This is a genomic window from Microbacterium ginsengiterrae, from assembly GCF_014205075.1.
GTDB lineage: Bacteria > Actinomycetota > Actinomycetes > Actinomycetales > Microbacteriaceae > Microbacterium > Microbacterium ginsengiterrae.
On record NZ_JACHMU010000001.1, the window covers coordinates 1738207 to 1762162 of the forward strand.

Genomic DNA, 23956 nt, shown 5'->3' on the forward strand with positions numbered 1-23956 from the left:
CATGACAGCGCCGGAACCCCCCAAACCGGCATCCGTCTGGGAAGTCATTCCGATCGCCCGCACGGCCTGGCGCATCTGCGACAGCGCCCTCACCGAGAACGACGCCGCCCGCCTGGTGGGCTACGTCGACCGGAATGAGACGGGTACCTACGACGTGCTGTGGCTTCGCAGCCCCTGCCCGACGCGCTCCCGCTATCGCAGCCTGAACGAACTGCTCGCCGACCTCGACGACGCCGCCGCCGCGGCGGTCGTTCCGCGGGCGGATCGGCCGCGGAAGATCCCGCACTTCCCACCGCGCATCTGACCCTCACGTCGCGATGACGAGTTCCCTCGTGGAGCGCGTCATCGCGACGTAACGATCGACGGCCCCCGTGATCCCATCGCCGAAGGCCTCGGGTTCGACAAGCACGACGAAGTCGAATTCGAGGCCTTTCGCCGTCTCCGGGGAGAGGGACCGGACGCGCTCGACCTCCGCGAACGACGGATCGCCGATGACGACGGCCGTTCCCTTCTCGTTCTCGGTGAGCCATCTGTCGACGATCGCCTGGAGGTTCTCGCGACGGCCGTGCCGAACCGGGATGCCGCTCGAGCGCACTGACACGGGGACGTTCGCGTCCGGCAGCGCGGCACGGATGACGGGGGCCGCCTCGGCCATCACCTCCCTCGGAGTGCGGTAATTCACTGTCAGTGAAGCCCGCACGATGTCGCGGAGTCCGGCGTCGGCGAGCCGCTCCTCCCAGGTGCGCCGGAAACCGTGCCGTGCCTGCGCGCGGTCACCGACGACGGTGAAGCTGCGCGACGGGCATCTGCTCAGCAGCATCCGCCATTCGGTGTCGGTCAGCTCCTGCGCTTCGTCGACGATGACGTGCGCGAAGGGCCCGGCGAGGGCATCGTGCGCGATGGTCGGGAGGAGGCCGTCGTCATCGAGGCTGTTGCGGACGTCCTCGCCGCTCAGCATCGACATGAGTCCGAGGTCGTCGTCCGACACCTCCGCCAGAGAATCGGCGACGAGTTCCCGGTACGCCCGCTCCTCTGCCCTCACCCGCTCACGCACACGTCGGATCCGACCGGCGTCCGGGTCGCCGACCGCGCGACGTGCGGCGTCGAGGAGGGGCAGATCGGAGTCCGTCCAGGCCGTGGGGTCGTCGCGCTGCAGCATCCGCACCTCGTCGTCGGTCAGCCACGGGGCCGCGGCCCGCAGGAACCCCGGATCGGTCCACAGAGCGGCCACCAGCGGCACCGCGTCCAGCAGCGGCCAGGCGCGATCGAACGTCCGCGTGAGGGTCTCGTCCGCAGCGAGCACGCGACGCAGGACTTGGAGCTCGATCCACCCGTCGATGCGATCCGCGATGATGTCGACGAGCACCTCCCAGACCTCCTCGCGCGCATCGTTATGCGCGGCGCCCGTGTCGGTCGCGAAGGCCTCGGCCCAGTCGTCAGGACGTATCCGCAGGTCGCCCCAGGGTGTCTCCACGGACACATCGTGCTGCGGGGGTTGTCGATACAGGCGGACGGCCGTCTCGACCGCATCGACGAGACGCCCCGACGCCTTGAGCCGGGCGACGTCCTCATCGTGCTCTGCGCGTGCGTTCCTGCCCTCCGGAACGAGGTCGCGCAGGACGCACGTGCGCACGCGGTCCTCGCCGAGGCTGGGCAAGACATCGTCGACGTAGGCCAGATAGGGCCGATGTGGACCGACGACGAGCACGCCGCCGCCTCCGTTCGCGATGCGGGCGTCGGAGTACATCAGGTACGCGGCACGATGGAGGGCCACGACCGACTTCCCCGTGCCCGGACCGCCGTCGACGACGAGCGTTCCTGCGGACCCCGCGCGGATGACGGCATCCTGATCCGCCTGGATCGTCGCGAGAACATCGCGCATCCGGCTGGACCTGGCGGAACCGAGGCTCGCGATGAATGCGGACTGATCGTCCAGTGCGCCCCCGTCCGCGAGCGCCTCCGGTGTGAACGCCTCGTCCCAGTAGTCGCGGATGCGGCCGTCCGCCCAGCGGTAGCGTCGCCGGCTGACGAGGCCCATCGGCTCGGCGAGCGTCGCCCCGAAGAACGGCTCAGCCGCCGGAGCACGCCAGTCGATGAGGAGCTGCCCACCGTCCGCACCGGTCAGACCCACGCGCCCGATGTAGAGGTGCTCGCCCTCGGTCGTCACCATCCGGCCGAGGCACATGTCGATGCCGTAGCGCCGCAGCATCGACAGGCGAGCGTTCAGACGGTGGATCTCGAGATCGCGCTCGACGGCGGCGCCCCCGACGCCGGACGGGGCGGCGAGAATCCTCTCGAGTCGGGCGGTCTCGGTGGTGATGCTGTCATGCAGTGTTGCCGCAATGGTGCGGAGCCGTTCCTCGTCGCGAGCGATGAGTGCAGGATCCGCCTTCGCGGCAAGTGCTTCGGGCAGGTGGAAAGGGCTGATGGTCAGGGGATTCACGAGGGCTCCGATCCGGTGCGCGACGGGTGGATGGCCGCGCACGACCGACAAGTATGCGCCGCGGAGGGGGCCTTGCCGCAAGCCCCGGGCCCGCCGATAGAATGGAAGTGCGGGAAGATGGAGGCATGGCCTCTCCCACACCGCAGACGCAGCGCAACGCTCTGGCTCCCGGTCTCCTCGCAGCGATCGCACTGTTCCTGTCCCCGCTGTTCACGCAGGGCCTCGTGGAGACGATCATCCTGTTCGTCGTCGCCATCCTCGCGCTCATCGTCGCGTGGTTCGCCTGGCAGGCACGGCAGTGGTGGTGGACCGTCGTGTTCGCAGCCGTCGCCGTGGTGTGGAACCCGGTTTACCCGTTCGGGTTCGACGGTTGGATCTGGACGGGAGCGCAGTTCGTCGCCGCGCTCGTCTTCATCGCCGCCGGCATCCTCATCAAGAACGACCGCGTCACCGCCTGACATACCGCATTGCGGCGGCGAGCGCGAGGGGTGCGGAATGGATGGCGCAGGCGCGTGAACCGGCGTAGCGTGCGGGTATGGACGACCACCGACCCGACCCTGCTGAGGAAACCCGACCCGACGACTTCGCCGCTGACCGTACCGCTGACTCGGACGGGACGCCTCTCGGCGGGTCCAGCGCAACGGAGGAGCAGCTGGACGCCGACAACGAGGTGGAGGAGGACGCGCTCAAGGCGCTGAACCCCGACGACCCGCCCGCCTGAGCACCTGTCGCCGCCCGGGAAGCGCCGACAGGTGAGAAGCTTGAAGGATGAGCTCCCCGGCAATCACCGATGCTCCTCTCACCGAGGCTGACGTCCAGAGGATCAGGGCGGACTTCCCGATCCTGCAGACCGAGGTCAACGGGCATCCGCTCGTCTACCTGGATTCCGGCGCGACATCGCAGCGCCCGCTTGCGGTCCTCGACGCCGAACGCGACTTCGTCACGACGCTGAACTCCGCCGTGCACCGGGGCGCGCACACCCTTGCCGCTGAGGCGACGGAGGTCTTCGAGGACGCCCGAGGCACCGTGGCGCGGTTCATCGGCGCCGATGACGACGAGATCGTGTGGACCTCCAATGCCACGGAGGCGATCAACCTCGTCGCCTACGCATTCTCGAACGCGTCAGTGGGCCGCGGCGGCCCCGAGGCGGAACGATTCCGCCTGAGTGAGGGCGACGAGATCGTCACGACCGAGATGGAGCACCACGCCAACCTCATGCCCTGGCAGGAGCTCGCCGCCCGCACCGGGGCGACCCTGCGGGTGATCCCGCTCGACGACGACGGCGCGCTCCGCCTCGACGAGATGCAGATCTCGGAGCGGACGAAGATCGTCGCCGTCACGCACGTCTCCAACGTCCTCGGCGTCATCACTCCTCTCGCGCCGATCGTCGCCGCGGCACGTGAGGTCGGCGCTCTCGTCCTGCTCGACGCCTGCCAGTCGGCCCCGCACCTTCCCCTGGACGTGCGTGCCCTCGACGTGGACTTCGCGGTGCTGTCCGGCCACAAGATGCTCGGTCCGACGGGCATCGGCGCGCTGTACGGGCGCCGAGAACTGCTGGCGGCCATGCCCCCGTTCCTCACCGGCGGATCGATGATCACCACGGTCACGACGACCTCGGCCGCGTATCTGCCCCCGCCGCAGCGCTTCGAGGCAGGAACCCAGAAGGTCTCGCAGGCCGTCGCGCTCGCCGCGGCGATCGACTACCTCTCCGCCGTCGGGATGCCGCGCATCGCCGCGCACGAGGCCGTGCTCGGGCAGCGGCTCGTCGACGGGCTGGCGGCGATCGACGGCGTCCGCGTCCTCGGTGCGGGCATCGAGTTGCCGCGCGTGGGACTGGCGAGCTTCGACGTCCCCGGCATCCATTCGCACGACGTCGGCCAGTTCCTCGACGATCGCGGCATCGCCGTCCGTGTCGGGCACCACTGCGCGCAACCACTGCACCGAAGGCTCGGGGTGACGGCCTCCACCAGGGCGAGCACCTACCTGTATTCGACCGAGGCCGAGGTCGACGCGTTCCTCGACGGCGTGCGGTCGACCATCGAATTCTTCGGAGTGCGTTCATGACTTCCAGCGACCTGCAGAACCTCTACCAGGAGCTCATCCTCGACCACTCCCGCACGCCGCACGGCTTCGGGCTGCGCGACGAGGTCGCCGCCCAGTCCCATCAGCTGAACCCGACCTGCGGCGACGAGATCACGCTTCAGGTGCACGCGGCCGCCGATGGGACCATCGAGGCCATCGCGTGGGAGGGGCACGGCTGCGCCATCTCGCAGGCCTCCGCCTCACTGTTCGCCGAACTCGTCGAGGGCATGACGGTGCCCGAGGTGCAGCAGCGCATCGACGTGTTCCGCGAGGCGATGCGCTCCCGCGGGAAGATCGAGCCCGACGAGGAACTCCTCGGTGACGCCGCCGCGCTCGGCAGCGTCTCGCGCTACGTCGCCAGGGTCAAGTGCGCGATGCTCGGCTGGGTCGCCGCGGAGGATGCGCTGCGGAAGCTCACCTGACGGAATACACGCTCTCCCGAGGCGTTGTCCCTGGAATGACGACTTTCGGAATCATCGGCGCAGGACACATCGGCAGCCAGGTCGCACGAGCGGCCGTGGCACACGGACACGAGGTCGTGATCGCGAACTCCCGCGGCCCGGAGACCCTGCGCGACCTGGTCGAGGAGCTGGGCCCTCGAGCGCGCGCCGCCACGGCGGAGGAAGCGGGCGCCGCCGGAGACGTGGTCGTGGTCAGTGTGCCGCTGCATGCGCTGTCGAAGGTGCCGGTGGAGCCGCTTGCGGGCAAGATCGTCCTCGACACGAACAACTACTACTTCGAACGGGACGGTCACATCGAGGCGCTCGACAAGGGTGAGACGACCACCTCGCAGCTGCTGCAGGAGCATCTCCCGGCCTCGAAGGTCGCCAAGGCCTTCAACCACATCACGTGGAGCGACATCACCACGGACGGCACCCCCGCCGGCACCCCGAACCGCCGAGCGCTGGCGACCTCCAGCGACTTCAGCGAGGCGGCCGCGTTCGTGACGGCGTTCTACGACGAGATCGGTTTCGACACCGTCGACGTCGGCCCGCTCAGCGAGTCCTGGCGCGTCGAGCGCGATCGTCCGGCGTACGTGCGGCGTCAGAATGCCCAGGAACTCGAGGAGAATCTCGCCGTCGCAAATCGCCTGCCTTAAACGCCTGATCAGTGCCAGACTGTGCCCATGGGGGCAACAGAAGGGGAACTGGAGTCGGCGCGCGTCGCGCGAATCCTGCGAGAAGACATCGTGCTCGGACGTCGAGCGCCGGGCACGAAGCTCGTCGAGCGCGACATCGCCGCCGAGTTGCAGGTATCCCGTCTTCCCGTGCGCGAGGCGATTCGCATGCTCGTCTCGGAGGGCGTCGTCGTGACCCGGCCGAGGAAGTGGGCCGTGGTGCGCGAGTACACCCTCGAGGACGTGCGCAACTTCTCGGAGGTGCGCCTCATGCTCGAGACCGCGCTGTTCGTCCTCGCCGCTGAGCGGCACGACGACGAGACGCTGACGCACCTGCACGAGATCGTCGAACGCGAGGAGGCGGCGGCCCGCGAGGGCGACGTCCTCGCCGCGCGCTCCGCAGCTGCCGCGTTCCACCAGTACATGGTCGTCCTCGCGGGCAACGATGTGCTCGCCGAGCTGACGGAGACGTTCGTGACACGTCTGCGGTGGATCTTCGGGACATACGAGGATGCTGGCGCGATGGCCGCCTCGCACCGCGAGCTGTTCGACGCCATCGCCTCAAGAGAGGCGCCAGAGGTGCGACAGTTGGTGGAGGCGCACCTGGAAGCCGGCCGCGAGGCCACCGAGCGGCGCTTCCTCGAGCGGATGTCGCGCCGTTCGGCCGACCCTCGGACCGACGACGGAGATGAGGACGTCGCCGTCGGCGACTGACGTCAGACCGTCGGAGTGGTCGTGTCGACCGCCTGACGCAAAGGACCGCGCATCACACGCCAGTAGCGCGAGGGGGAGAAGCGGACGAGCACATCGATGAGCCGTGCCTCGCGTCCGACCATGGTGCGCGCGCGTCGGCGGACGGTCGCGCGGACGATGCGTGCCGCCGCGTCGGACGGCTCCGTGTGGTACATCGCCGCTTGGGCGGATGCGGCCCTGGCGGCGACGGACGGGTCGATGGATGCCGCGTAGCGGCCGTGCAGGATGATCCCGGTCCGCACGCCCGCAGGGTAGACCGCACCCACGGTCACGGAGGAGTCCTCCAGCTCGTGGCGCAGGGACTCGGAGAACGCGCGGACGGCGAACTTGCTCATGGAATACGGGATGCGCCCGGCAGGGGCGGCGAGGGCGTACACGCTGGCGAGGTGCGTGATGTGCGCGGCGGGCTGACGACGCATGACAGGCAGGAGCGCCTTCGTGATGGAGACCGTGCCCCACAGATTCACGTCGATCAGCCAGCGCATCTCCTCCATGGTGAGCTGCTCCAGCGTGCCGAGCATCGAGGAGCCGGCGCACGTGATCAGCGCGTTGATGCGCGGGTGCGCCGCGACGATGTCCGCCGCGGCGGCGAAGACCGCATCGTCATCGCGGAGGTCCACGATGTGTGTGGTGACACCCTCGCCCAACTGCTCTGCCAAGGCGGTGAGGCCCTCGGCGTTGTGGTCGATGAGGGCGAGCCGCGCGCCGGAGGCGGAGAGCTGCCTGGCGACTTCCGCTCCCATGCCGCTCGCGGCACCGGTGATCACGGTGGTGTTCCCGGCAAGGGTGAGCCGTCGCATCCATCCTCCTCGCGGAGCGGTTCGGGCCGCACCGGTCGCTTCGTCGCAGGTGGAGAACCTGTCGACTTCCATTCTGACCGACACGGGCGTCAGACGTGGACGATACGATCAGATCAGGAGGAGGTCGCAGTGGGAAGAACAGCTGATGCGATTGCCGAAGGCGTCGCCATCGCCACTGCCGCCGCGCGCCTCGACGTGAAGAACAGGATCCTGGTCGGCACCATCGCCGGCGGTGGGGTGTTCGATGCCGACCGCTATCTCGCGGATGCCAGAGAGGCGCTCCTGGCCATGGCCGCAGAGTCCGAGCAGGCGGCAGAGACGGCGACGCGACTGCGCAAGCGCGCGCGCGGGCGCTACTCCGATCCGGCCGGCACGCATGACTATCGCGACCGGGACGTGCGCAACCTCCGTCGCCGCGCCAAGCAGTCCGCCGGGGTCGCCGAGCGGCTGACGGCGATGGCGCAGGACGAGGAGAAGCTCGGTGCGCTCGTCGAGCAGGCGCGGGAGGCCGCATGGGCCGACGTGCGCGGAAACCTCGATCGCAGACTGGTCGTCGAGGGCATGAGGCCCGATCAGGACCCCGATTACGCGACGATGCGCGAGGCGCGGATGCAGGCGCTGCGGCTGGTGGATCTGCAGGCGCTGTCGTCGCAGCAGCGGGCCCGGCGCAAGGCCAAGGGTGCATCCTGAGCCTCGTTTCGCGTTCCTGTCCTCCGTCATGTATTCTTGCTGAGGCCCGTTTCGTTGAAACAGGCCGGGAAATGCGCCACTAGCTCAATGGATAGAGCATCTGACTACGGATCAGAAGGTTAGGGGTTCGAGTCCCTTGTGGCGCACAGTGCCTGAAGAACCCCGTCGCGGAAGCGGCGGGGTTCTTCTCATTTCCCGGCGTAGCCTGGGGGAGTGACTGCGTACGTCTCGGCCTTCGACCTGTTCTCCATCGGTGTGGGGCCGTCGAGCTCCCACACGGTTGGACCGATGCGGGCGGCGCTCGACTTCGCGCGGCGCCTGCGCGCAGATCCGCGTCTCCCCGAGGTGGCGAGGGTCAGCTGCGTCCTGTACGGGTCTCTCGGGGCCACGGGGATCGGCCACGGTACCCCGGATGCGGTCGTCGCCGGACTCCGAGGACGGGAACCGGAGACGTGCGAACCGGCCCACGTGCGCGCGGCCTGGGCGGACTTCCCCGAGGGGGCAGGACTGATCATCGCCGGCGCGCACACGGTGCCGTTCCGGAAGGCCGACATCGAGTTCGCGCCCCGTACCCGGTTGCCGGGGCATCCGAATGCCATGACTCTCCGCGTCCATGCTGCCGACGGTGAGGTGCTCGCGGAGCAGACGTACTACTCCATCGGCGGCGGGTTCATCCGGCGCGAGGGTGAGAGCGCCCGGATCGCCGCCGGCGGTTTTCCGCTCGACTACACGGATGCCGCCTCGCTGCTGGCGCTGTGCGACGAACGCGGGATCACGATCGCCGACGTCGCGCGCGAGAACGAGATGGCATTGCGGTCGGAGGAGGAGGTCGCATCCGGTCTCGACGCGATCTGGGACGCGATGGCCGGATGCGTGGACGCCGGCCTGCACGCCGACGGTGTCCTCCCCGGCATCCTGAAGGTCAAGCGTCGGGCCGGCGCCATCCGGGAGCAGCTCCAGGCCATCGAGGCTGAGGGGGCGAGAGAGATCCCCGGGGAATGGCTGGGCGCGTTCGCTCTCGCGGTCAACGAGGAGAACGCGGCGGGCGGCCGCGTCGTGACCGCGCCCACGAACGGCGCCGCCGGAATCCTGCCCGCCGTCGCGATGTACTGGTGGCGGTTCCTCGCCGGGTCCGGACTCGGGTCCGGCAACGCCGTCACGCCGTACGGTGAACTCGTCGGCAGCGCCCTGCTCGGTTTCCACGGCGATGCCGCCAGCGCGGAGGCGCACGATCCGGCGAGTGAAGAGCTCGTCGTCGAGGCGAATCGTCGCCGCGGCATCCGTCGATTCCTCCTCACCGCGACGGCGCTCGGGTCTCTGTTCAAAGCCAATGCGTCCATCTCCGGCGCGGAAGGCGGCTGCCAGGCCGAGGTGGGCTCGGCATGCGCCATGGCCGCCGGCGGCCTCACCGCCGTCATGGGTGGCACCAACCGGCAGATCGAGAACGCGGCGGAGATCGCGATGGAGCACCATCTCGGTCTCACCTGCGACCCCATCGGTGGCCTCGTGCAGATCCCGTGCATCGAGCGCAACGCGATCGCAGCGTCCACCGCGGTGACCGCCGCACGACTCGCCCTGCGTGGGGACGGGCAGCACTACGTCTCACTGGATGCGGTCGTCGAGACGATGCGGCAGACCGGGCTCGACATGTCGACGAAGTACAAGGAGACGAGCGAAGGCGGGCTCGCCGTCAACGTCATCGAATGCTGAGGGGCGCGGTGCGCGTCGCGCCGCCGCACGCGCTGACCACCCTCACCCCCGCGCGGCGCGGTTCTTCGTGTGCCGGGTCGGGACCGCCTGCCACGGGTCCTCCGGCCAGGGGTGCTTCGGGTACCGCCCGCGCATCTCGGCGCGCACCTGGGCATACGGGCCCGACCAGAACGACGCAAGATCGTCGGTGACGGCCAGGGGCCGACCGGCCGGGGAGAGCAGGTGGAACAGGACAGGCACCCGCCCGTTCGCCACACGGGGTGTCTCGGCCCATCCGAAGCACTCCTGCAGCTTGACGGCCACCACGGGTCGCGCGGTGGGGTCGTCCGACGGAGGGTAGGTGATGCGCACGTTCGATCCGCTGGGTACGGTCAGCCGTTCCGGTGCGAGAGCGTCGAAGTCCGTGGCCGCGGGCCACGGCAGGAGTCGCCTGAGCGCCGGTGCCAGGTCGATCCGCGATGCGGGTGTGCCGCCGGCGAGGGTGGTGAGCTCGGGGCCGAGCCAGGACTCGAGGTCACTGAGCAGGGCCTTGTCCGACACGTCCGGCCACGGGTCACCGATCTCGCGGTGCAGCAGCGCCAACCGTCGGCGCAGGTGCGTGGCGGCATCCGACCAGCGGAAGACGTCGAGGCCGTTGCGCTCGATCGCCCGCCGGACGGCGTCGTGACCGCTTCCGTCCGTGCCGGCCTTGACCGGCGCCGAGGAGCGCAGGATCGCGCCGATCCGCCGTTCGCGGCGAGCCGTGACACGGCCGTCGACGAACTCGGCCTCGACACGATCCGTCAGGAGATGGCCGGCCGCGCGCTCGACGTCGTCTTCGTCGATGACGGCGGCGGCGCGGATCACGGCGCCGGTGCCCGCCGCGGCTCGCCCCTGGGCGCGTGCGACGTCGGCGATGGCCAGCCACTCGGCGTCGGCGAGTGCGCCGGTGACCCCGGCGCGGGTACCGGACGCGAGCAGGAACGTCGCCCCGTGCGACGAGCGATCGACGCGTCGCCCGATGCGGTCGGGAAAGGCGAGGGCGATGACGAGTCCGACCGCATCCGCTGCCGGGCTCTCTCGGTGGGGCACGCCTGCTGGCGTGAACCTCCGGAGCCGCGAGACCTCGCGCGTCCACCGGCGGGCCTCGGGGTCGCGCCGGTGCCGCAGCGCTGAGACAGCGGCCGCGACGTCGCCGTCGGCCACACGGGCGTCTCCGCCGAGGAGCGCGACGACCTCGGCGGCGAGCTGCTCGCCCACGATCCGGCTTCCGTCGCGGAGGGCACGGGCGAGCCGCGGATCCGTGGGGATGCGCGCGAGCTCGCGCCCCGCGTCGGTCGCGCGTCCGTCGTCGTCGATGGCGCCGAGTCCGCGCAGCACGGTCACGGCGTCGCGCAGGCTGTCGGCGGGCAGAGGGTCGAGCAGGCGCAGCCCTGCCCCGCCCGGTGTGCCCCAGCAGGCGAGCAAGAGGGCGGCGTCGGTGAGGTCGGTGGTCGCGATCTCGGGCGCCGGCCTGGCCGGTGCTGCGGCGTACGTCCGTTCGTCGACGCAGCGCACGACTGTGCCCGGGCCCTGTCGCGTGGCGCGCCCCGCTCGTTGGACGGCGGAGGAGCGCGAGGTCGGCACGGTGACGAGGCCGCTCATGCCGCGAGCGGCGTCGCGCTGCGGCTGGCGAGAGAGGCAGGTGTCGACGACGAGCCGGACGCCGGGAACGGTGAGAGAGGACTCCGCCAGTGAGGTCGTGACGATGATGCGCGGCGGCTGATCGGCACGGCGTCCGCGGATCACGGCATCCTGTTCGGCAGCGGGCATCTGCCCGTGGAGCTCGCGGACGTCGATGTCGCCCGCCTTCTCGTGGAGACGACGGGCGATCTCGGACACCTCGCGTGCGCCCGGCGCGAAGACGAGGGCGTCGGCGGTGCGGTCGGTGCGGAAGAGTTCTCGCCCACTGGAGACCGCGACGTCGGCGACATGGTCGAGGAAGCCCCGGGTGACACCGCGTCCGTCGAGCCGAGGAGCGGAGCTCGGCATCCAGCGCTCCTTGAGCGGATGGGCGGGCACGGTCTGGGTGACCACCGGGGCGGGTGCGGCGTCCGTGCCGAGGACGTGGGCGACACGGTCGGCGTCGAGTGTCGCCGACATCGCGATGACGGCGAGGTCGTCCCGCAGCTGCCGGGCTTCGCCGAGCAGGCCGATCAGCAGGTCGGTCTCGATCGCCCGCTCGTGCACCTCATCGATGATGACAGCGGCCGTCCCCTCGAGGCCGGGATCCGAGAGCATCCGCCGCAGCAGTACTCCGGCGGTGACGAACTCGATGCGGGTGTCCGTGGCCACCTGGCGCTCGCCGCGGACGGTGAAGCCGACGCGGGTGCCGAGGGGCGAACCGTCGAGCTCGGAGAGTCGCCGGGCCGCGGCGCGGGCGGCCACGCGGCGGGGTTGGGTGACGATGACGCGTCCCTCGGACCGGTTCGCGACCACGGCGGGGACGAGGGTCGTCTTCCCGGTGCCGGGCGGCGCGCTGATGACGGCGGTCGTGCTGTCCGCGAGTGCGGCGTCCAGGTCGCCGAGCGCGGCGGCGAAGGCGAGACCGGTGCCGAGCGCCTCGACGTCGAACGGAGATCTCTGCACCCCTCCATCTTCGCGCGTTCCGATGGGTGGGGATGCAGAAGCGGCGCCTCCCGCTCGTGGGCCCCCGCAACACGCGGGACACGAACGGGCGGCGCCGCCTCAGATCACTCTGCGGATTCTGCTGGTTCGTCGGCGGAGGACCCGGTGCCGGAATCCGCCGCTGTCGCGCGGGACCGCTTCGGAGCGGATGCCGTCGCCGGCGCTGCGGCCGACGCCTGCGTCTTCGCGATGCCCGCACCGATGCCCTGGCCGACGGCCTGACCCTGGATGATGGCGGCGAGGTCGAGCCCGGTCGCCGAGCTCACGCTGTCGAACACGGACTTCAGCGCCTTCGCGCTGTCGGCGCCGACGACGCCGGACGCGCCGTCCTCGCCGGAGCCGCCGATGATCGACACGGATCCGATCGTGGCGTAGCCCTTCGCGAACTCGCCCATGATCGTGGGGAGCACGTCGAGCACACGCTGCGACAGGAAGGCCTCCTGGTTGGAGGCGATGGCCTTGGCCTCGGCTTCGGTCGCCGCGGCGCGCGCTTCACCCTCTGCGCGGATGGCATCGGCCTCGGCGTTCGCGCGGAGGCGGCGTGCCTCGGCTTCTGCGTCGGCGAGAGCACGGAGGGCGTTCGCCTCACCGGATGCCTTCGCCTCTGCTGCGGCGGCCTCACCGGCGGCACGTGCGCGGTCGGCCTCGGCCTGCTGCTCGGCGATCTTCGTGCGCGCCTCGGCCTGCTTGACCTGCTCGATCGCGGCGGCCTCTGCGGCCCGCTCGCGCGTGTAGAGCTCGGCCTGAGCGCGAGTCTCGGCCTCGTACCGCTGGGCGTCCGCGACGCGCTTGACGTCGGCATCCAGCTGGGCCTGCCGGTTCTCTGCCTGCTGCTGGAGGACGGCCTGCTCGGCCTGGGCGCGTGCGAGGTACTCCGCCTGCTCGGCCTCTGCGCGGGCACGACCGATGCCGGCGTTCGCGTTGGCGGTGTTCGTGTCGAGCGCGGTCTGCTCGATCAGGTTGGCTTCCTGGTTGGCGATGTTCTTCTGGTTGATCGCGCGGTCGGCGTTGGTCTGCGAGATCTCCGCTGCCTGGCGCTTCGACTGGATCTCGGGGGCACCGAGCGACTGGATGTAGCCGACCTTGTCGGTGATTCCCTTGATCTGGAACGAGTCGAGGATCAGGCCCTGCTCGGCGAGCTCCTGCGAGACGTCGGCGGCGATCTGGTCGGAGAACTTCTTGCGTTCGCGCATGAGTTCGACGACCGAGAGCGTGGCGACGATGCCGCGGAGTGCACCTTCCAGCTGCTCGGTGGTGAACTGCTCGATGGCCTTGTCCTGCGACGCGAAGCGCTCGGCGGCACGACGGACGTACAGCGGGTCGGAGCCGATCTTCACGATCGCGACGCCGTCGACGTTGAGCGTGACGCTGTCGAGCGACTGCGCTTCGGCGTTGAGCGACACCTGGCGTGAGCGCAGCGAGATGATCTCGTGGCGCTGCGTGATCGGGTTGACCAGCGACTTGCCGTTGACGATCACGGTGACGGGGGAGTCGACGCTCTCGGAACTGCTCGTACCGTCGGCGGCCAGGATGGCCCGTTGGATCTTCTGCTTCCGACCCGAGATGACCAGCGCCTCATCCGCCCGAGCGACCTTGATCCAGCTGCGCGCGAAAAGCAGCACGATCAGGCCGACGACGATCAGGATGACGACGCCGATGCCGACGAGTATCAGAATGCCGACGAGTCCGGCGATCTCCATGACTTCCCCTCCCTGTCACCGCGGACGTCGCGGAGACATTCGCGTTCGACTATGCCAGACAGTCGCGCGAGGGCAATGGGGAGTTCTGCTGTCAGTGGTCGCGGAGCTTCTGCGTGAGGCGGCGCAGCGTGCGCAGCTCGTCGTCGTCGAGCGCCGACATGTGGCCGATGATCGAGTGGCTGTGCACGGTGGCCACCTCGCGGAAGGCGTGGGCCCCGGCATCCGTCGCCGTGAGCACGGAACCGCGCCCGTCCTCCGGGTCTCCGGTCTTGGTGATCAGGCCGCGGGAGACCATCCGGTCGACGAGTCGGGAAACGCTCGGCTGGCTGATGAGCATGTGGGTCGTGACGTCGCGGAGACGGGCGGTCATGTTCGGGCCGCGGGTGACGGTGAGGAGCACGTCGTATTCCGCCTGGGTGATCGGAGTGTCCTCGAAGTCGGCACTCATCGCCGCGAGGAGTTCGTGCTGGGCGCGGAACAGGCCCTCCCACGCTTCGAGCGCGAGCTTCCGGTCTGTCATGAGAACCAAGACTAACGGAACGGTGAAGGGCCGGTCGGAGAGGCTCCCGACCGGCCCTTGTCCCTTGCACCAAGAGTGTCCTGCAATCACATGCGGTGGATGCCACAGCAAACATTCACCGTGCGATCACTGTATAACGGCGAGGTAACGAATGCAACGGTTTTGTCACGGTTTCCTGAGGACCCAACCGCCGATCGCTGTCGGCGACCGCTCATCGCGGCATCCCGCTCAGAGAATAGAATCCACGGGTGGTCGATCCGGATAAGACATCATCGCCCCTGCGGACATCAAAGCTGACGTCCTCGCAGGACGCATCTCCGGTGATCGCAGACGCTGAACTCGAACGGTGGCTCGCCGGCATCCGCGCAGATCCAGGGCCGTCGTGTGCGGACGTCGGCGTGTACGCCCTGCGCCGCCGAGCCGAAGCGCGGGCCAGGTCGCGGCCTGCCGGCCCGGAGCTGCCCGTCGTTCGGGACGTTCGCACCCATTCGGGGTTGAGGCTGCGGTTGTATCGGCCATCCCTTGATGACAGACCGTTGGTGATCTATCTGCACGGCGGCGGATTCGTCATCGGTGACCTGGACACTCACGATGCTGTGTGCCGGCGCTTGGCGTCCACGGGGGATGTATCGGTCATGGCCGTCGACTACCGACGCGCGCCGGAACACCCCAGCCCCGCGGCTGTCGAAGATGCCGTCGGCGCGTTCCGCTGGGCAATTGAGCATCTGCCGGAGTTGGGAGCCTCGTTGCGGAATGGCATCGCATTGGCCGGAGACAGCGCCGGAGGCGCGATCGCGATGCTGGCAGCGGTGCGACTAGGTCGAGGAATCCATGTTGCCGTCGGCCCTGTTTCTCGGGTACCCGAACGCGGATATGACGCTGAGCCAACCGAGCATCTCGGAGAAAGGCCAGGGCTGGGGTCTCGACGAACCGGACCTTGCATGGTTCATCGAGCAATGGGTACCGGCGCCCAGGGACCGCGCTCATCCGCAGAACAGCCCTCTTCACGCGACGGCCGACGGCCTCCCGCCGGTCGTGCTCATCACTGCGGAGCACGACCCGTTGCGCGATGAGGGCGAACTGCTTGCCGAGAAGTTGCGCCGCGCCGGTGTTCCGGTTCAGCATCACCAGGAATGTGGGCTCGTTCATGGCTTCTTCGGGCTCACACACATCTCGCCCGCCGCGGCGCGGGCCACAGATCGCGCGTTCGAACGTTTCGGAACCCTGTTGCGCTGAATCAGTCCGGGGTTGTGGTCGTGAAAGATCGCGCCGGGATCAGCCGCGGGATGAGGCGGATGAAGATCACCATCGTGAGCAGCTCGACGAGGGTCTGCGTCACCACCACGAGTGCGGCGAGACCGTACGCGGGCGGGAGCGCGAGGACGAGGGGCAGGACGACGAGGGAGTTGCGGGTCGCGCCGCTGAACACGACCGCTCTGCGTGCAGGAACGTCGAGCTTTGCGACCTTTCCCGCGGCGGTTCCGACAGCGACCATCACCGCGGCGAAGAGGACGAAGACGGGGACCGCGAGCAGAAGCGCATCGAGACGGCGGCCGATGCCGGCGATCTGGGAGGCGACGACCGCCGCGAGGGTGAGCATCATCAGCGGCACCATCGCGCCCAGCGCCGCGTGCTGCACCGCCGCGCCCCATCGAGTGCGGGCAGCGATGAGCTGAGTCAGTGCGGCGGCGACGAGCGGAAGCGCGATCAACAGGAGGAACGCCTCGACGAAGGGGGAAAGGTCGATCGTCCGCACGAATCCATCGCCGACGAAGATCCACATGTAGAGCGGCAACAGGAGCATCTGCGCGAGCATGAGCAGCGGAGCGGCCGCCAGCAGCCGCTCCCTCGCGCCGCCGGCGATGCCGGTGAACACGATCACGTAGTCCACGCAGGGGGTCAGCAGTACGAACAGCACCCCGACGAGGAGCACCTGGTCGTGGGCGACCAACCGCGACAGCAGGAACACCACGATCGGGACGAGGGCGAAGTTCACGACGAGAACGGTGGACAGGAACCGCCAGTCGCGGAACGCGTGCCCGATCTTGCCGAAGGGCACGCCGAGGAACGTCACGTAGAGCAGCAGGCCGAGCGCGGGAGTGATCGCCACCTCCGCCGGATGTGCGACCGCCGGTATCAGCAGCCCCACCGCGGCGCTGAGCGCGAGCGCGCCGACATAGAGCGGGACCTGGTGCCGCTCCATCCACTCGACGCCGACGCGCATGTTCCCATCTTCTCGTGTCGGCGTCCGCGGTCTGTGACAGCGGAGAAGCGACCCGCGCGGGGTTCAGGGACAATGGCCCCGTGAAGAGATGGCGAATCAGCTCGATCGGCGTCGCGCTCGCCGTCTGCGTGTTGGCCGGTTGCAGCGCGACCCCCGCCAGCGTTGCCTATGCGACGAGGTCCGGCGTCCCGGCGGGTCTTGATGCCGATCCGCTCAGTGGTCCAGCGGTGACCTGGCTCGAGGAAGGCGAGACCTTCGCGACCGTCACGTGGGGGAGCGGCAGTTGTCCCCCTGTTCCCACGATCCTCTCGCCGGAGGCGATGAACCGCCTCGCGGTGACGTTCGCGCCCTCGCCGAACGATCCGTGCACCGCCGACATGGCCCCGATCACCCACGAGTTCGAACTGCCGGACGAGATCACCGACCACCCTGTCACCGTGGAGATCAGGTACGAAGACCGGCCGGAGAGCGTCGCGCTCGTCCTCGAATAGATCGGGCGTTCTGCAGCCGCGAACGCGGTCTGATCACTGGTTGAGCAGATCGGTTTCGGCGATCAGGTCGAGGCGAGACAGCAGGAGATCGCCGGCCGACGTGCACACCCCGACCGCGACGGCGACGATGACGAGTGTAAGCGTGCCCAGGATCGCGATGCGCGGGATACTGTAACGCCGCTGTACGGCGATGCCGACCGCCACGATGCCGCTGAGAATCGCCACGACCTGGCCGGCGACGCTCGCGAAGGCCATACGGATCGCACCCTCTTCCGTCAGCGGTCCGTAACTGTTGAACATCGCCACGATCGCGAGTGGCAAGACAATGGTGCCCAGCGCCATTATGGCGATCGGCCGAAGCCGAACGGAACGGCTCATCGCTGCGTCATCGTCCGCTGTGAGGGTCGCGCGCATGCGAGCTGCGGTAACAAGGAAGGGTCTTGGGTCCCAGCGCTCCGCTCGGCACTGGGCGGTTCGGGGGAGGCGGCGGCCGAGGCCGCGTCGCGCGTCACGTCGGCCTGGTGCCGATGGCAAGCAGATGCGGCGAGAGGTCCGCGATGGGCGGAGCAGCAGTCGCAGCATCCGCGATCGTGAGCCCCGCTGAGACGAGGGAATCTTCCGGCGGCAGCATCTCCAAGCCGAGTCCTGCGGGTCCCTCGATACCCACCGTGGTCACGCCCGTGAATCCGGCGGCGACGGCCTCATCGGTGAGCTCTGCCGCCGAATGATGGTGGCCGCCCGGGAACCCCTCGGTCGGAATGGCCCTCACATCTGTGCCGTCTTCGAGGAGAGCCAGGAGCGCGTTCGCCGGGAGGTCGTGGAAGGAACGTGCGAGAACGATCTTCAGCGCTGCGGCGGCGCGAGAGATCCCCGCGCCGAACACGAGCCCGCCCGGGACGAGAACCCGGTATGCCTCGCGCCAGGCGCGACGACGGTCGGCCCTGTCCTGAAGGTGGTAGAGCGGGCCCAGCAGGAGTACGGCGTCGACTGAGCCGTCTTCCACCTGCAGGTCGCGTGCATCGCCGACGAGTGCGCGAGCGTCAGGGATGTGGGTCGCAGCGGCCGCCACCTGTTCGGGCACAGGATCGATCAGCGTGACGGAGTGCCCGTCCGCGGCGAGCCACCGGGCGTGAACTCCGGTCGCACCACCGACATCGAGCACACGGCTGCTTTCCCGAAGTCGCGAGGACACGAGTTGCTGCACGCGGAGGAACTCGATCTGTCCATTGGCGGAGCGAGTCGTGAGGCGATCCGACTCGGCGAACCGCCTGGCGTAATAGTCCTGAATCCACTGGTCCCGCTCCGCTTGGTCCATGCGTGAATGGTAGCCACCTGGCCGCGTGGCATCCGGTCGGGGCGGTGCAGCTAACGTTGCGACATGGCGAGAGTGCTCATCACGGGGATGTCCGGAGCTGGGAAGTCGACCGTTCTCGCTGAGCTCGCCGGGCGTGGCCATCTCACGGTCGACACCGACTACGACGGATGGACTGATGGTCACGGTGGTCCATGGAATGAGAGCCGTATGTCTGCGCTGCTGGCATCGACGAGCCATGTCTTCGTGTCCGGGACCGCCGAGAATCAGCGGCGCTTCTACGATCGGTTCGACCACATGGTCCTGCTGAGTGCGCCAGTTGAGGTGCTCATCGCACGAGTCGCCTCACGAGCGAACCCGTACGGTCGCTCTGTCGAACAGCAACGCGAGATACGCACCTACGTCGCCGAGGTCGAACCGCTCCTTCGAGCGGGCGCATCAGTGGTGCTGGATGGATGCTTGCCCGTAGAGCAGATCGCGGATGCACTCGAATCGCTGCGGGGCGATGATCGTCGGTAGCTCACTGACCCGACAGGCGGCGCGACATGAGAGGGTGGGGCCGACCTGCCAATGACGGAGGTGCACAGTGCCCAAAGCAGTGACTCTCATCCGGTCGTCGTCCCTGTCCGACGTCGCGGAATATGCCTACGCGGCGACGGCGCCGGCCGAGGCGCGGCTGATCTTCCTCGCGGGGTCATGCCCGTTGAATCACGACGGAACGACGGTCGGTGTCGGGGACTTCGCTGCACAGGCTGCGAAGTGCATCGAGAACATGCGCGTCGCTCTCGCCGACGCGGGTGCCGACCTGCGCGACGTCATTAGCACGCGAGTTCTGGTGGCATCGGCGCGACAGCCAGACCTGGTCGCAGCATGGGACGTCGTCCGCGATGCGTTCGGTGATCACGATGTGCCCAGCACGCTGATGGGCGTCACCGTCCTCGGATACGACGATCAACTGGTGGAGATCGAAGCGGTCGCCGCCGTGACGGACTGAGGGGCCGAGTCTTCCAGCAGGGATGATCGGGAGCGCAGACAGCCCTGGTCATCCGCCGGGGACGCCGGCTCGCTCCAGTTCGCTGGATCGTAGAACCACGGATGAACGGGCTACGTCCTCACCCGGCGGATCCAGTCGTTCGCGTTCGTCGGGTAGAGCGGCGTCGCCATGCCTTCGTCCTCGAACGGGCGCCAGACCACCGGCACCACAGAACCGTCCGACTCGACCAACGTGCCTCCCTCATCGGCAGGCGCGGGGTCCAATGTTCCGGAGTACAGCGCGACGATCTCATGGCCGAGTTCGCCGTTGTAGCGGAAGATGTTCTCCACCACTCCGAGGTGCCTGAGGTCGACGATTCGCGCGCCCAGTTCTTCGTCCACCTCGCGGACGATCGCTTCCTGGTGCGTCTCGCCCAGCTCGACGCTCCCACCGATCAGCCGGTGGAAGCCGACGGGATTCTCCTCGGATGGCGCGTTGACACTGACGAGATGACGGAGGCCGTCGGTGCTCGGAGCGATGAGCATGGCCTTCACTCGGATGTAGGAACGATCAATGGGCATGCGACCCATCCTCTCTGACGAACGCGTCCGATACTCTTCCCCCATGCGGGAAGAGATCCTGGCCGGAGGCAATGCATCCGGTGCGGTCGTCCGAGTCGGAGACACGGTGCGCAAGCCCTGGGCTCGGTCGACACCCAGTGTGTCCCGATTCGTCGCCGCTCTCCGCACGAAGGGGATCGACGCGCCCACCCTCTTCGGGCGGGATGACGCGGGGCGACAGGTCCTGGAGTTCGTTCCCGGACGACTTGCGATGGACGGCCCTCGTCTGTCGGCATCCGACCTCCGCCGCGTGGGGGCGATGGTGCGGAGCATCCATGACGCGAGCGCGCGCTTCGCCTGCCATGCGGACGACGTCTGGGAGACGGCGATCCCCGCACCGGGCGACGAGCTCATCTGCCACAACGACCTCGCCCCGTGGAACCTCATCATCGGCGAACGTTGGGTGTTCATCGATTGGGATGCCGCCGCTCCCAGCACCCGCCTGTGGGACGTCGCCTACGCGGCCCAGGCCTTCACGCTGTCCGATCCCGCGCGGACGACCGAAGAATCGGCGCGAGACCTTGCGGCGTTCGTCGCGGGCTACGGCGCGGACGCGACCATGCGGGCTCAACTGCCGTCGGCGCTGGTCGAGCGTACAGAGGCGATGTATGCGTTGCTGCGCTCGTCTCATGAGGCGGGGATCGAGCCCTGGGCGAGCATGTTCGTGGCTGGGCACGGGGAGTACTGGCAGAACGTGGTTCGCTATGTGACCTCACACCGCGCCGTCTGGGCGGCCGCGCTCACGCCGGAGGCCTGAAGCCCGGAGCGTGCTCGGCCCTTTCCGTGTGACGCATTCGCATCCAACTGTTATGGTGTTTATATACAGAAGGAGAACGTATGCGTGTGGTGATCTCGACGAGCGCATCTGTGCCGATCTATGAGCAGATCAAGACGCAGGTGCGCGCGGCGATCCTGTCCGGCCAAGCCTCGGCCGGCAGCTCGCTGCCCTCGTTGCGACAGCTCGCAGCAGACCTGCGAGTGAGCGTCATCACCGTCACACGCGCGTACAACGATCTCGTGGCGGAAGGGCTGGTCCACAACGAGCATGGGCGTGGATTCGTCGTGCAGGACGTCGATCCTGTGATCGCCGCGGAAGCCCTCGAGAAGCGCGTCGATGCGGCGCTGATCGAACTCCGGCTCGCCGCCCGTCACGCGCGCATCGACATCGACGACATACACCGACGCCTCGACGAGGCATGGAGGAGTGACCCCGATGACTGACGACATGGCGCGGATCGCCGATCTGCGTGTCACCCGACCGAACTTCGAGGTCAGTGAGGTCTCGTTCGTGATCCCCCGTGGTCAGGTGGTGGGCCTGGTCGGTCCGAACGGAGCGGGAAAGACCACCGTCATCCGCTCTCTGCTCGGCTTGGTGCATCCGGATGCCGGCCGCATCGAGGTCCTCGGTCAACCGGCCGGGTCCAGCGCGGCGCTGTCCAAGATCGGCGTCGTCCTTGACCAGCCCACCGCCGCCGGCGACTGGCGGGTGCATTCTCTCGGCCGGCGGCTCGGCCCGTTCTATCCGAACTGGGATGAGGATCGCTTCCTCGAACTCGTCGACCAGTTCGGTGTGCCCCGCGATCAGCGGGTGGACGAACTCTCGCGCGGTCAGGGGGTCAAGCTCTCGCTTGCCGCCGCCCTTGCACAGCGGCCCGAGTTGCTCATCCTCGACGAGCCGTCCAGCGGCCTCGATCCGCGATCCCGCCGCGACATCGGCGATGTCATCCGGCAGTTCATGGTGGACCCGCAGCACGCCGTGCTCTTCTCGACGCACATCACCACAGACCTGGACGACCTGGCCGATCAGCTCATCGTGCTGGTCGGCGGTCGGGTCGCGCACCGCGGCATCCTTCCCGATGCCAAGGACGACTTCGCCATGGCGCGGGGCACCGGCGAGGTGCCCGATGGCACCTTCGGCCCGCAGTACTCCGGCGCGCAATGGTCTGCGCTGATCCGTACCGAGGACTCCGCGGCCTTCGGGCCGGACGTCGTCATCGATGAAGCGACCATCGATGACATCATCATCCACCTGGCCGCCGCACACGAGGAGGCACGAGTATGAGCTTCGCATTCACCCGCTTCGATGTGCTGTCGTGGTTCCCTCGACGCGCGACGCTGGTCCCCTTCGCCTTCATCATCGTGGTCGGCGTCGTGCTTCCCGTCCCCGGCATGGCGATCGTCACCGCCGCCTTCGTCACCTCGCTGATGCTCTCGGCGCCATTCCTCGGTGACGAGCGCGACCGCCTCGACAGGCTCTACGGCGTCCTCCCGATCTCGCGCCGTGCGGTCGTGCTGGGGCGAACGGCATCCATCCTCCTCTACGGCATCATCGCGATGATCATCGCCACCGTCACCACGCTCATCACCGCCGCCGCCCGAGGCGCCACGATCACCGGTGACGGGCTCGTGCTCGGATACGCGGCTGCGTTCGCGATCGTCGGGGTGTCCGTCGGCGTCCAGCTGCCGGTGCTGTTCCGCGTCGGATACTCCCGTGGCCGCCTCGTCGTCTACGCACCCACCGTCCTCATCGCGGGGGCGGCCTGGCTCGCGCAGGCCACCGGTCTCCTCGACACGAAGGCGCTCGCGTCGATCCCTCTCGGGCTCGGCGCGGGGATCTGCGTCGGCGTCGGTCTGCTGGGAATCATCATCGGCACCGCCGTCGCCGTACGTCTCTATGTGAGGCGAGAGCTGCGCTGAGGCGGCGTTCGCCGCCGCTCGCAGAGGATGGTGCCGACGGGGGCGCGCGGTTGGGCTGCCTCGACGGACGGGTGGCGCATCCGGCGCCGATCGGTGAGGATCGTGGGCATGCGTTTCTCACGCCGTGTCGCCGCGGCCGCCGCCGTTCCTCTCGCCGCAGCGCTCGCGTTGAGCGGCTGTGCCAGCGATCTCGAGACGTATTCCGACCTGCAGCGAGACCGGCGACCGGCCGATGAACTGCCGCTGCTGCCCGACAATCCCTATGAAGGTGTTGATGAGTCGTCGAGCCGATACGTCGGGGAACACGACGGCTTCGCGCTGTGGATCGCGGAGGGATCGGAAGCGGACATGAAGTGCCTCATCGTCGTTCTGGATTCGGACGAGTGGCGCGTCGGATGCGGCGACGGGTCGACGCGCTTCAGCGGAGCAGCCGGCGCGTTCGGTGTCGTCGCCGATGGCGCCCCTGCCCCGGATGGAGCGACCATGATCTCCGAGAACGTCTACGCGCAATGAGCGCCGACCCTGTTTGGGGGAACGGGATGAGATGGATCCTCTATGACATCGGTGGCGTGATCGAGATGGTCGACGATCATCGCTGGCCCGGGGAGCTGGAGGAACGCTGGGGTGCACGCCTCGGCCTCAGCGTCGACGAACTGCGCCGGTGTCTGCACGCGGCGGACCTCCCCGACACGACGCTCCGGTCCGGGGTGGCCGAGGAGTACTGGCGCGGGTTCGGCGCGGCACTGGGAATCGATACCGCTGACGTCGAGGAGATGCGATCCCAGATGTGGGACGCGTACTGCGGTGAAGCGAATCAGGAGCTCCTCGACCATGCGCGGTCACTGCGCGGGCGCGCCGGCCTGGCCATCCTGTCGAACTCCGGCGACGGTGCGCGTGAGGAGGAGGAGCGTCGCTTCGGGCTTGCGTCGATCTTCGATCCGATCTGTTACAGCCACGAGCAGGGAGTGGCCAAGCCCGACCCCGGCGCCTACCTGAGCGCGTTGGAGCGGATGGGTGCATCTGCGCAGGACGTCCTCTTCATCGACGACAACGAGGGGCCGATCCGCGGGGCAGAGGCCTGCGGGCTCCGAACGGTCCTGCATCGCGACAACGCCGTGACGATCGCGGCGATCGAGAGTTTCCTCGCGGAATGATCTCGGGGAGGGATACCGCCCGCG

The 23956-nt window shown here is 68.7% G+C and carries 28 protein-coding genes, 1 tRNA gene and 1 pseudogene; 21 read left to right on the forward strand and 9 right to left on the reverse strand.

Annotated features, from left to right (window positions below; translation table 11 throughout):
• Window position 1 precedes the first annotated feature (1 nt).
• The gene (locus HD600_RS08635) at window positions 2-304 is read left to right on the forward strand and encodes a hypothetical protein (protein ID WP_184282999.1); all 303 of its coding nucleotides are present in this window, start codon (window positions 2-4) and stop codon (window positions 302-304) included.
• A 3-nt stretch (window positions 305-307) separates the two neighbouring features.
• On the opposite strand, the gene helR is transcribed toward HD600_RS08635, so the two are convergent.
• Entirely contained in the window at window positions 308-2443 is a 2136-nt protein-coding gene (helR, locus tag HD600_RS08640) for an RNA polymerase recycling motor ATPase HelR (protein WP_184283001.1), read from the reverse strand.
• A 125-nt stretch (window positions 2444-2568) separates the two neighbouring features.
• On the opposite strand from helR, the gene HD600_RS08645 reads away from it, so the two are divergent.
• The 6 genes from HD600_RS08645 (at window position 2569) to HD600_RS08670 (ending at window position 6356) form a co-directional block, all read left to right on the forward strand.
• Window positions 2569-2901 (forward strand): DUF6804 family protein, encoded by a 333-nt coding sequence (locus tag HD600_RS08645; protein WP_184283003.1) that lies wholly within the window; start codon window positions 2569-2571, stop codon window positions 2899-2901.
• Between the two features lie 77 nt (window positions 2902-2978).
• A complete protein-coding gene (locus HD600_RS08650) occupies window positions 2979-3164 on the forward strand; it encodes a hypothetical protein (RefSeq protein ID WP_184284880.1) in 186 nt (61 codons plus the stop codon).
• A 47-nt stretch (window positions 3165-3211) separates the two neighbouring features.
• Window positions 3212-4507, forward strand: coding sequence for a cysteine desulfurase (locus tag HD600_RS08655; RefSeq protein ID WP_184283005.1), 1296 nt, complete (start codon window positions 3212-3214; stop codon window positions 4505-4507).
• Complete coding sequence (gene sufU, locus HD600_RS08660; RefSeq protein ID WP_184283007.1) at window positions 4504-4947, forward strand: Fe-S cluster assembly sulfur transfer protein SufU; 444 nt, start codon at window positions 4504-4506, stop codon at window positions 4945-4947. The genes HD600_RS08655 and sufU overlap by 4 nt, the downstream gene beginning before the upstream one ends.
• A 35-nt stretch (window positions 4948-4982) precedes the next feature.
• Entirely contained in the window at window positions 4983-5624 is a 642-nt protein-coding gene (locus HD600_RS08665; RefSeq protein ID WP_184283009.1) for an NADPH-dependent F420 reductase, read from the forward strand.
• A 27-nt stretch (window positions 5625-5651) separates the two neighbouring features.
• Complete coding sequence (locus HD600_RS08670) at window positions 5652-6356, forward strand: GntR family transcriptional regulator (RefSeq protein ID WP_184283011.1); 705 nt, start codon at window positions 5652-5654, stop codon at window positions 6354-6356.
• Window positions 6357-6358: 2 nt separating this feature from the next.
• Here HD600_RS08670 and HD600_RS08675 read toward each other — a convergent pair whose 3' ends face one another.
• Window positions 6359-7195 (reverse strand): SDR family NAD(P)-dependent oxidoreductase, encoded by an 837-nt coding sequence (locus HD600_RS08675; RefSeq protein WP_184283013.1) that lies wholly within the window; start codon window positions 7193-7195, stop codon window positions 6359-6361.
• Between the two features lie 129 nt (window positions 7196-7324).
• On the opposite strand from HD600_RS08675, the gene HD600_RS08680 reads away from it, so the two are divergent.
• The 3 genes from HD600_RS08680 to HD600_RS08690 all read left to right on the forward strand — a co-directional run bounded on the left by HD600_RS08680 (window position 7325) and on the right by HD600_RS08690 (window position 9595).
• Entirely contained in the window at window positions 7325-7885 is a 561-nt protein-coding gene (locus HD600_RS08680; RefSeq protein ID WP_144794741.1) for an asparagine synthase, read from the forward strand.
• Window positions 7886-7958: 73 nt separating this feature from the next.
• Window positions 7959-8031 (forward strand) — tRNA-Arg (locus tag HD600_RS08685).
• A 67-nt stretch (window positions 8032-8098) separates the two neighbouring features.
• Window positions 8099-9595 carry an L-serine ammonia-lyase, iron-sulfur-dependent, subunit alpha gene (locus HD600_RS08690; RefSeq protein ID WP_184283015.1) on the forward strand — a complete coding sequence of 499 codons (1497 nt, stop codon included), beginning with the start codon at window positions 8099-8101 and terminating at the stop codon, window positions 9593-9595.
• 42 nt (window positions 9596-9637) lie between these two features.
• On the opposite strand, the gene hrpB is transcribed toward HD600_RS08690, so the two are convergent.
• The 3 genes from hrpB to HD600_RS08705 form a co-directional block, all read right to left on the reverse strand.
• Entirely contained in the window at window positions 9638-12202 is a 2565-nt protein-coding gene (hrpB, locus tag HD600_RS08695; RefSeq protein WP_184283017.1) for an ATP-dependent helicase HrpB, read from the reverse strand.
• A gap of 104 nt (window positions 12203-12306) precedes the next feature.
• The gene (locus HD600_RS08700; RefSeq protein ID WP_184283019.1) at window positions 12307-13941 is read right to left on the reverse strand and encodes an SPFH domain-containing protein; all 1635 of its coding nucleotides are present in this window, start codon (window positions 13939-13941) and stop codon (window positions 12307-12309) included.
• 91 nt (window positions 13942-14032) lie between these two features.
• Window positions 14033-14461: a MarR family winged helix-turn-helix transcriptional regulator gene (locus HD600_RS08705; RefSeq protein WP_184283021.1), complete on the reverse strand. Its 429-nt coding sequence runs from the start codon at window positions 14459-14461 to the stop codon at window positions 14033-14035.
• Window positions 14462-14859: 398 nt separating this feature from the next.
• On the opposite strand from HD600_RS08705, the pseudogene HD600_RS15255 reads away from it, so the two are divergent.
• A pseudogene (locus tag HD600_RS15255) lies at window positions 14860-15279 on the forward strand (alpha/beta hydrolase); the annotation flags it as partial.
• Window positions 15280-15292: 13 nt separating this feature from the next.
• Window positions 15293-15697: an alpha/beta hydrolase fold domain-containing protein gene (locus HD600_RS15050; protein WP_206705711.1), complete on the forward strand. Its 405-nt coding sequence runs from the start codon at window positions 15293-15295 to the stop codon at window positions 15695-15697.
• 1 nt (window position 15698) lies between these two features.
• Here the strand turns inward: HD600_RS15050 and HD600_RS08715 are convergent, their stop codons facing one another.
• Window positions 15699-16685, reverse strand: coding sequence for an arsenic resistance protein (locus tag HD600_RS08715; protein ID WP_184283023.1), 987 nt, complete (start codon window positions 16683-16685; stop codon window positions 15699-15701).
• Window positions 16686-16765: 80 nt separating this feature from the next.
• Here HD600_RS08715 and HD600_RS08720 point away from each other — a divergent pair, with 80 nt between their 5' ends.
• On the forward strand, window positions 16766-17176 hold the full coding sequence (locus tag HD600_RS08720; protein WP_184283025.1) for a hypothetical protein: 411 nt from the start codon (window positions 16766-16768) through the stop codon (window positions 17174-17176).
• Window positions 17177-17209: 33 nt separating this feature from the next.
• Here HD600_RS08720 and HD600_RS08725 read toward each other — a convergent pair whose 3' ends face one another.
• Together HD600_RS08725 and HD600_RS08730 are read right to left on the reverse strand one after the other, a co-directional pair.
• Window positions 17210-17590: a hypothetical protein gene (locus HD600_RS08725; protein ID WP_184283026.1), complete on the reverse strand. Its 381-nt coding sequence runs from the start codon at window positions 17588-17590 to the stop codon at window positions 17210-17212.
• Window positions 17591-17684: 94 nt separating this feature from the next.
• Window positions 17685-18491 carry a class I SAM-dependent methyltransferase gene (locus HD600_RS08730; RefSeq protein WP_184283028.1) on the reverse strand — a complete coding sequence of 269 codons (807 nt, stop codon included), beginning with the start codon at window positions 18489-18491 and terminating at the stop codon, window positions 17685-17687.
• Between the two features lie 63 nt (window positions 18492-18554).
• Here HD600_RS08730 and HD600_RS08735 point away from each other — a divergent pair, with 63 nt between their 5' ends.
• Together HD600_RS08735 and HD600_RS08740 are read left to right on the forward strand one after the other, a co-directional pair.
• On the forward strand, window positions 18555-19007 hold the full coding sequence (locus HD600_RS08735) for an AAA family ATPase (RefSeq protein WP_184283030.1): 453 nt from the start codon (window positions 18555-18557) through the stop codon (window positions 19005-19007).
• Window positions 19008-19074: 67 nt separating this feature from the next.
• Window positions 19075-19482, forward strand: coding sequence for a Rid family hydrolase (locus HD600_RS08740; RefSeq protein WP_184283032.1), 408 nt, complete (start codon window positions 19075-19077; stop codon window positions 19480-19482).
• Window positions 19483-19592: 110 nt separating this feature from the next.
• Here HD600_RS08740 and HD600_RS08745 read toward each other — a convergent pair whose 3' ends face one another.
• Window positions 19593-20042: an NUDIX domain-containing protein gene (locus HD600_RS08745; protein ID WP_206705712.1), complete on the reverse strand. Its 450-nt coding sequence runs from the start codon at window positions 20040-20042 to the stop codon at window positions 19593-19595.
• A gap of 43 nt (window positions 20043-20085) precedes the next feature.
• Between HD600_RS08745 and HD600_RS08750 the strand changes: the two genes are divergently transcribed.
• The 6 genes from HD600_RS08750 to HD600_RS08775 all read left to right on the forward strand — a co-directional run bounded on the left by HD600_RS08750 (window position 20086) and on the right by HD600_RS08775 (window position 23932).
• Entirely contained in the window at window positions 20086-20838 is a 753-nt protein-coding gene (locus HD600_RS08750) for a phosphotransferase (protein ID WP_184283036.1), read from the forward strand.
• A gap of 80 nt (window positions 20839-20918) precedes the next feature.
• Window positions 20919-21302: a GntR family transcriptional regulator gene (locus HD600_RS08755; RefSeq protein ID WP_184283038.1), complete on the forward strand. Its 384-nt coding sequence runs from the start codon at window positions 20919-20921 to the stop codon at window positions 21300-21302.
• Entirely contained in the window at window positions 21295-22143 is an 849-nt protein-coding gene (locus tag HD600_RS08760; RefSeq protein ID WP_184283040.1) for an ABC transporter ATP-binding protein, read from the forward strand. Before HD600_RS08755 ends, HD600_RS08760 begins: the two co-directional genes overlap by 8 nt.
• Window positions 22140-22778, forward strand: coding sequence for an ABC-2 transporter permease (locus tag HD600_RS08765; protein ID WP_184283042.1), 639 nt, complete (start codon window positions 22140-22142; stop codon window positions 22776-22778). Before HD600_RS08760 ends, HD600_RS08765 begins: the two co-directional genes overlap by 4 nt.
• A 108-nt stretch (window positions 22779-22886) precedes the next feature.
• Window positions 22887-23291: a hypothetical protein gene (locus HD600_RS08770; RefSeq protein ID WP_184283044.1), complete on the forward strand. Its 405-nt coding sequence runs from the start codon at window positions 22887-22889 to the stop codon at window positions 23289-23291.
• Between the two features lie 26 nt (window positions 23292-23317).
• Window positions 23318-23932 carry an HAD family hydrolase gene (locus HD600_RS08775; protein ID WP_206705713.1) on the forward strand — a complete coding sequence of 205 codons (615 nt, stop codon included), beginning with the start codon at window positions 23318-23320 and terminating at the stop codon, window positions 23930-23932.
• Window positions 23933-23956 lie beyond the last annotated feature (24 nt).

Coding starts and splice junctions, on each gene's coding strand:
- HD600_RS08635 (WP_184282999.1), top strand. CDS start 2: ATGACAGCGCCGGAACCCCCCAAACCGGCATCCGTCTGGGAAGTCATT.
- HD600_RS08645 (WP_184283003.1), top strand. CDS start 2,569: ATGGCCTCTCCCACACCGCAGACGCAGCGCAACGCTCTGGCTCCCGGT.
- HD600_RS08650 (WP_184284880.1), top strand. CDS start 2,979: ATGGACGACCACCGACCCGACCCTGCTGAGGAAACCCGACCCGACGAC.
- HD600_RS08655 (WP_184283005.1), top strand. CDS start 3,212: ATGAGCTCCCCGGCAATCACCGATGCTCCTCTCACCGAGGCTGACGTC.
- sufU (WP_184283007.1), top strand. CDS start 4,504: ATGACTTCCAGCGACCTGCAGAACCTCTACCAGGAGCTCATCCTCGAC.
- HD600_RS08665 (WP_184283009.1), top strand. CDS start 4,983: ATGACGACTTTCGGAATCATCGGCGCAGGACACATCGGCAGCCAGGTC.
- HD600_RS08670 (WP_184283011.1), top strand. CDS start 5,652: ATGGGGGCAACAGAAGGGGAACTGGAGTCGGCGCGCGTCGCGCGAATC.
- HD600_RS08675 (WP_184283013.1), bottom strand. CDS start 7,195: ATGCGACGGCTCACCCTTGCCGGGAACACCACCGTGATCACCGGTGCC.
- HD600_RS08700 (WP_184283019.1), bottom strand. CDS start 13,941: ATGGAGATCGCCGGACTCGTCGGCATTCTGATACTCGTCGGCATCGGC.
- HD600_RS08705 (WP_184283021.1), bottom strand. CDS start 14,461: ATGACAGACCGGAAGCTCGCGCTCGAAGCGTGGGAGGGCCTGTTCCGC.
- HD600_RS15050 (WP_206705711.1), top strand. CDS start 15,293: ATGTTGCCGTCGGCCCTGTTTCTCGGGTACCCGAACGCGGATATGACG.
- HD600_RS08715 (WP_184283023.1), bottom strand. CDS start 16,685: ATGCGCGTCGGCGTCGAGTGGATGGAGCGGCACCAGGTCCCGCTCTAT.
- HD600_RS08725 (WP_184283026.1), bottom strand. CDS start 17,590: ATGCGCGCGACCCTCACAGCGGACGATGACGCAGCGATGAGCCGTTCC.
- HD600_RS08730 (WP_184283028.1), bottom strand. CDS start 18,491: ATGGACCAAGCGGAGCGGGACCAGTGGATTCAGGACTATTACGCCAGG.
- HD600_RS08735 (WP_184283030.1), top strand. CDS start 18,555: ATGGCGAGAGTGCTCATCACGGGGATGTCCGGAGCTGGGAAGTCGACC.
- HD600_RS08745 (WP_206705712.1), bottom strand. CDS start 20,042: ATGCCCATTGATCGTTCCTACATCCGAGTGAAGGCCATGCTCATCGCT.
- HD600_RS08750 (WP_184283036.1), top strand. CDS start 20,086: ATGCGGGAAGAGATCCTGGCCGGAGGCAATGCATCCGGTGCGGTCGTC.
- HD600_RS08755 (WP_184283038.1), top strand. CDS start 20,919: ATGCGTGTGGTGATCTCGACGAGCGCATCTGTGCCGATCTATGAGCAG.
- HD600_RS08760 (WP_184283040.1), top strand. CDS start 21,295: ATGACTGACGACATGGCGCGGATCGCCGATCTGCGTGTCACCCGACCG.
- HD600_RS08765 (WP_184283042.1), top strand. CDS start 22,140: ATGAGCTTCGCATTCACCCGCTTCGATGTGCTGTCGTGGTTCCCTCGA.
- HD600_RS08770 (WP_184283044.1), top strand. CDS start 22,887: ATGCGTTTCTCACGCCGTGTCGCCGCGGCCGCCGCCGTTCCTCTCGCC.
- HD600_RS08775 (WP_206705713.1), top strand. CDS start 23,318: ATGAGATGGATCCTCTATGACATCGGTGGCGTGATCGAGATGGTCGAC.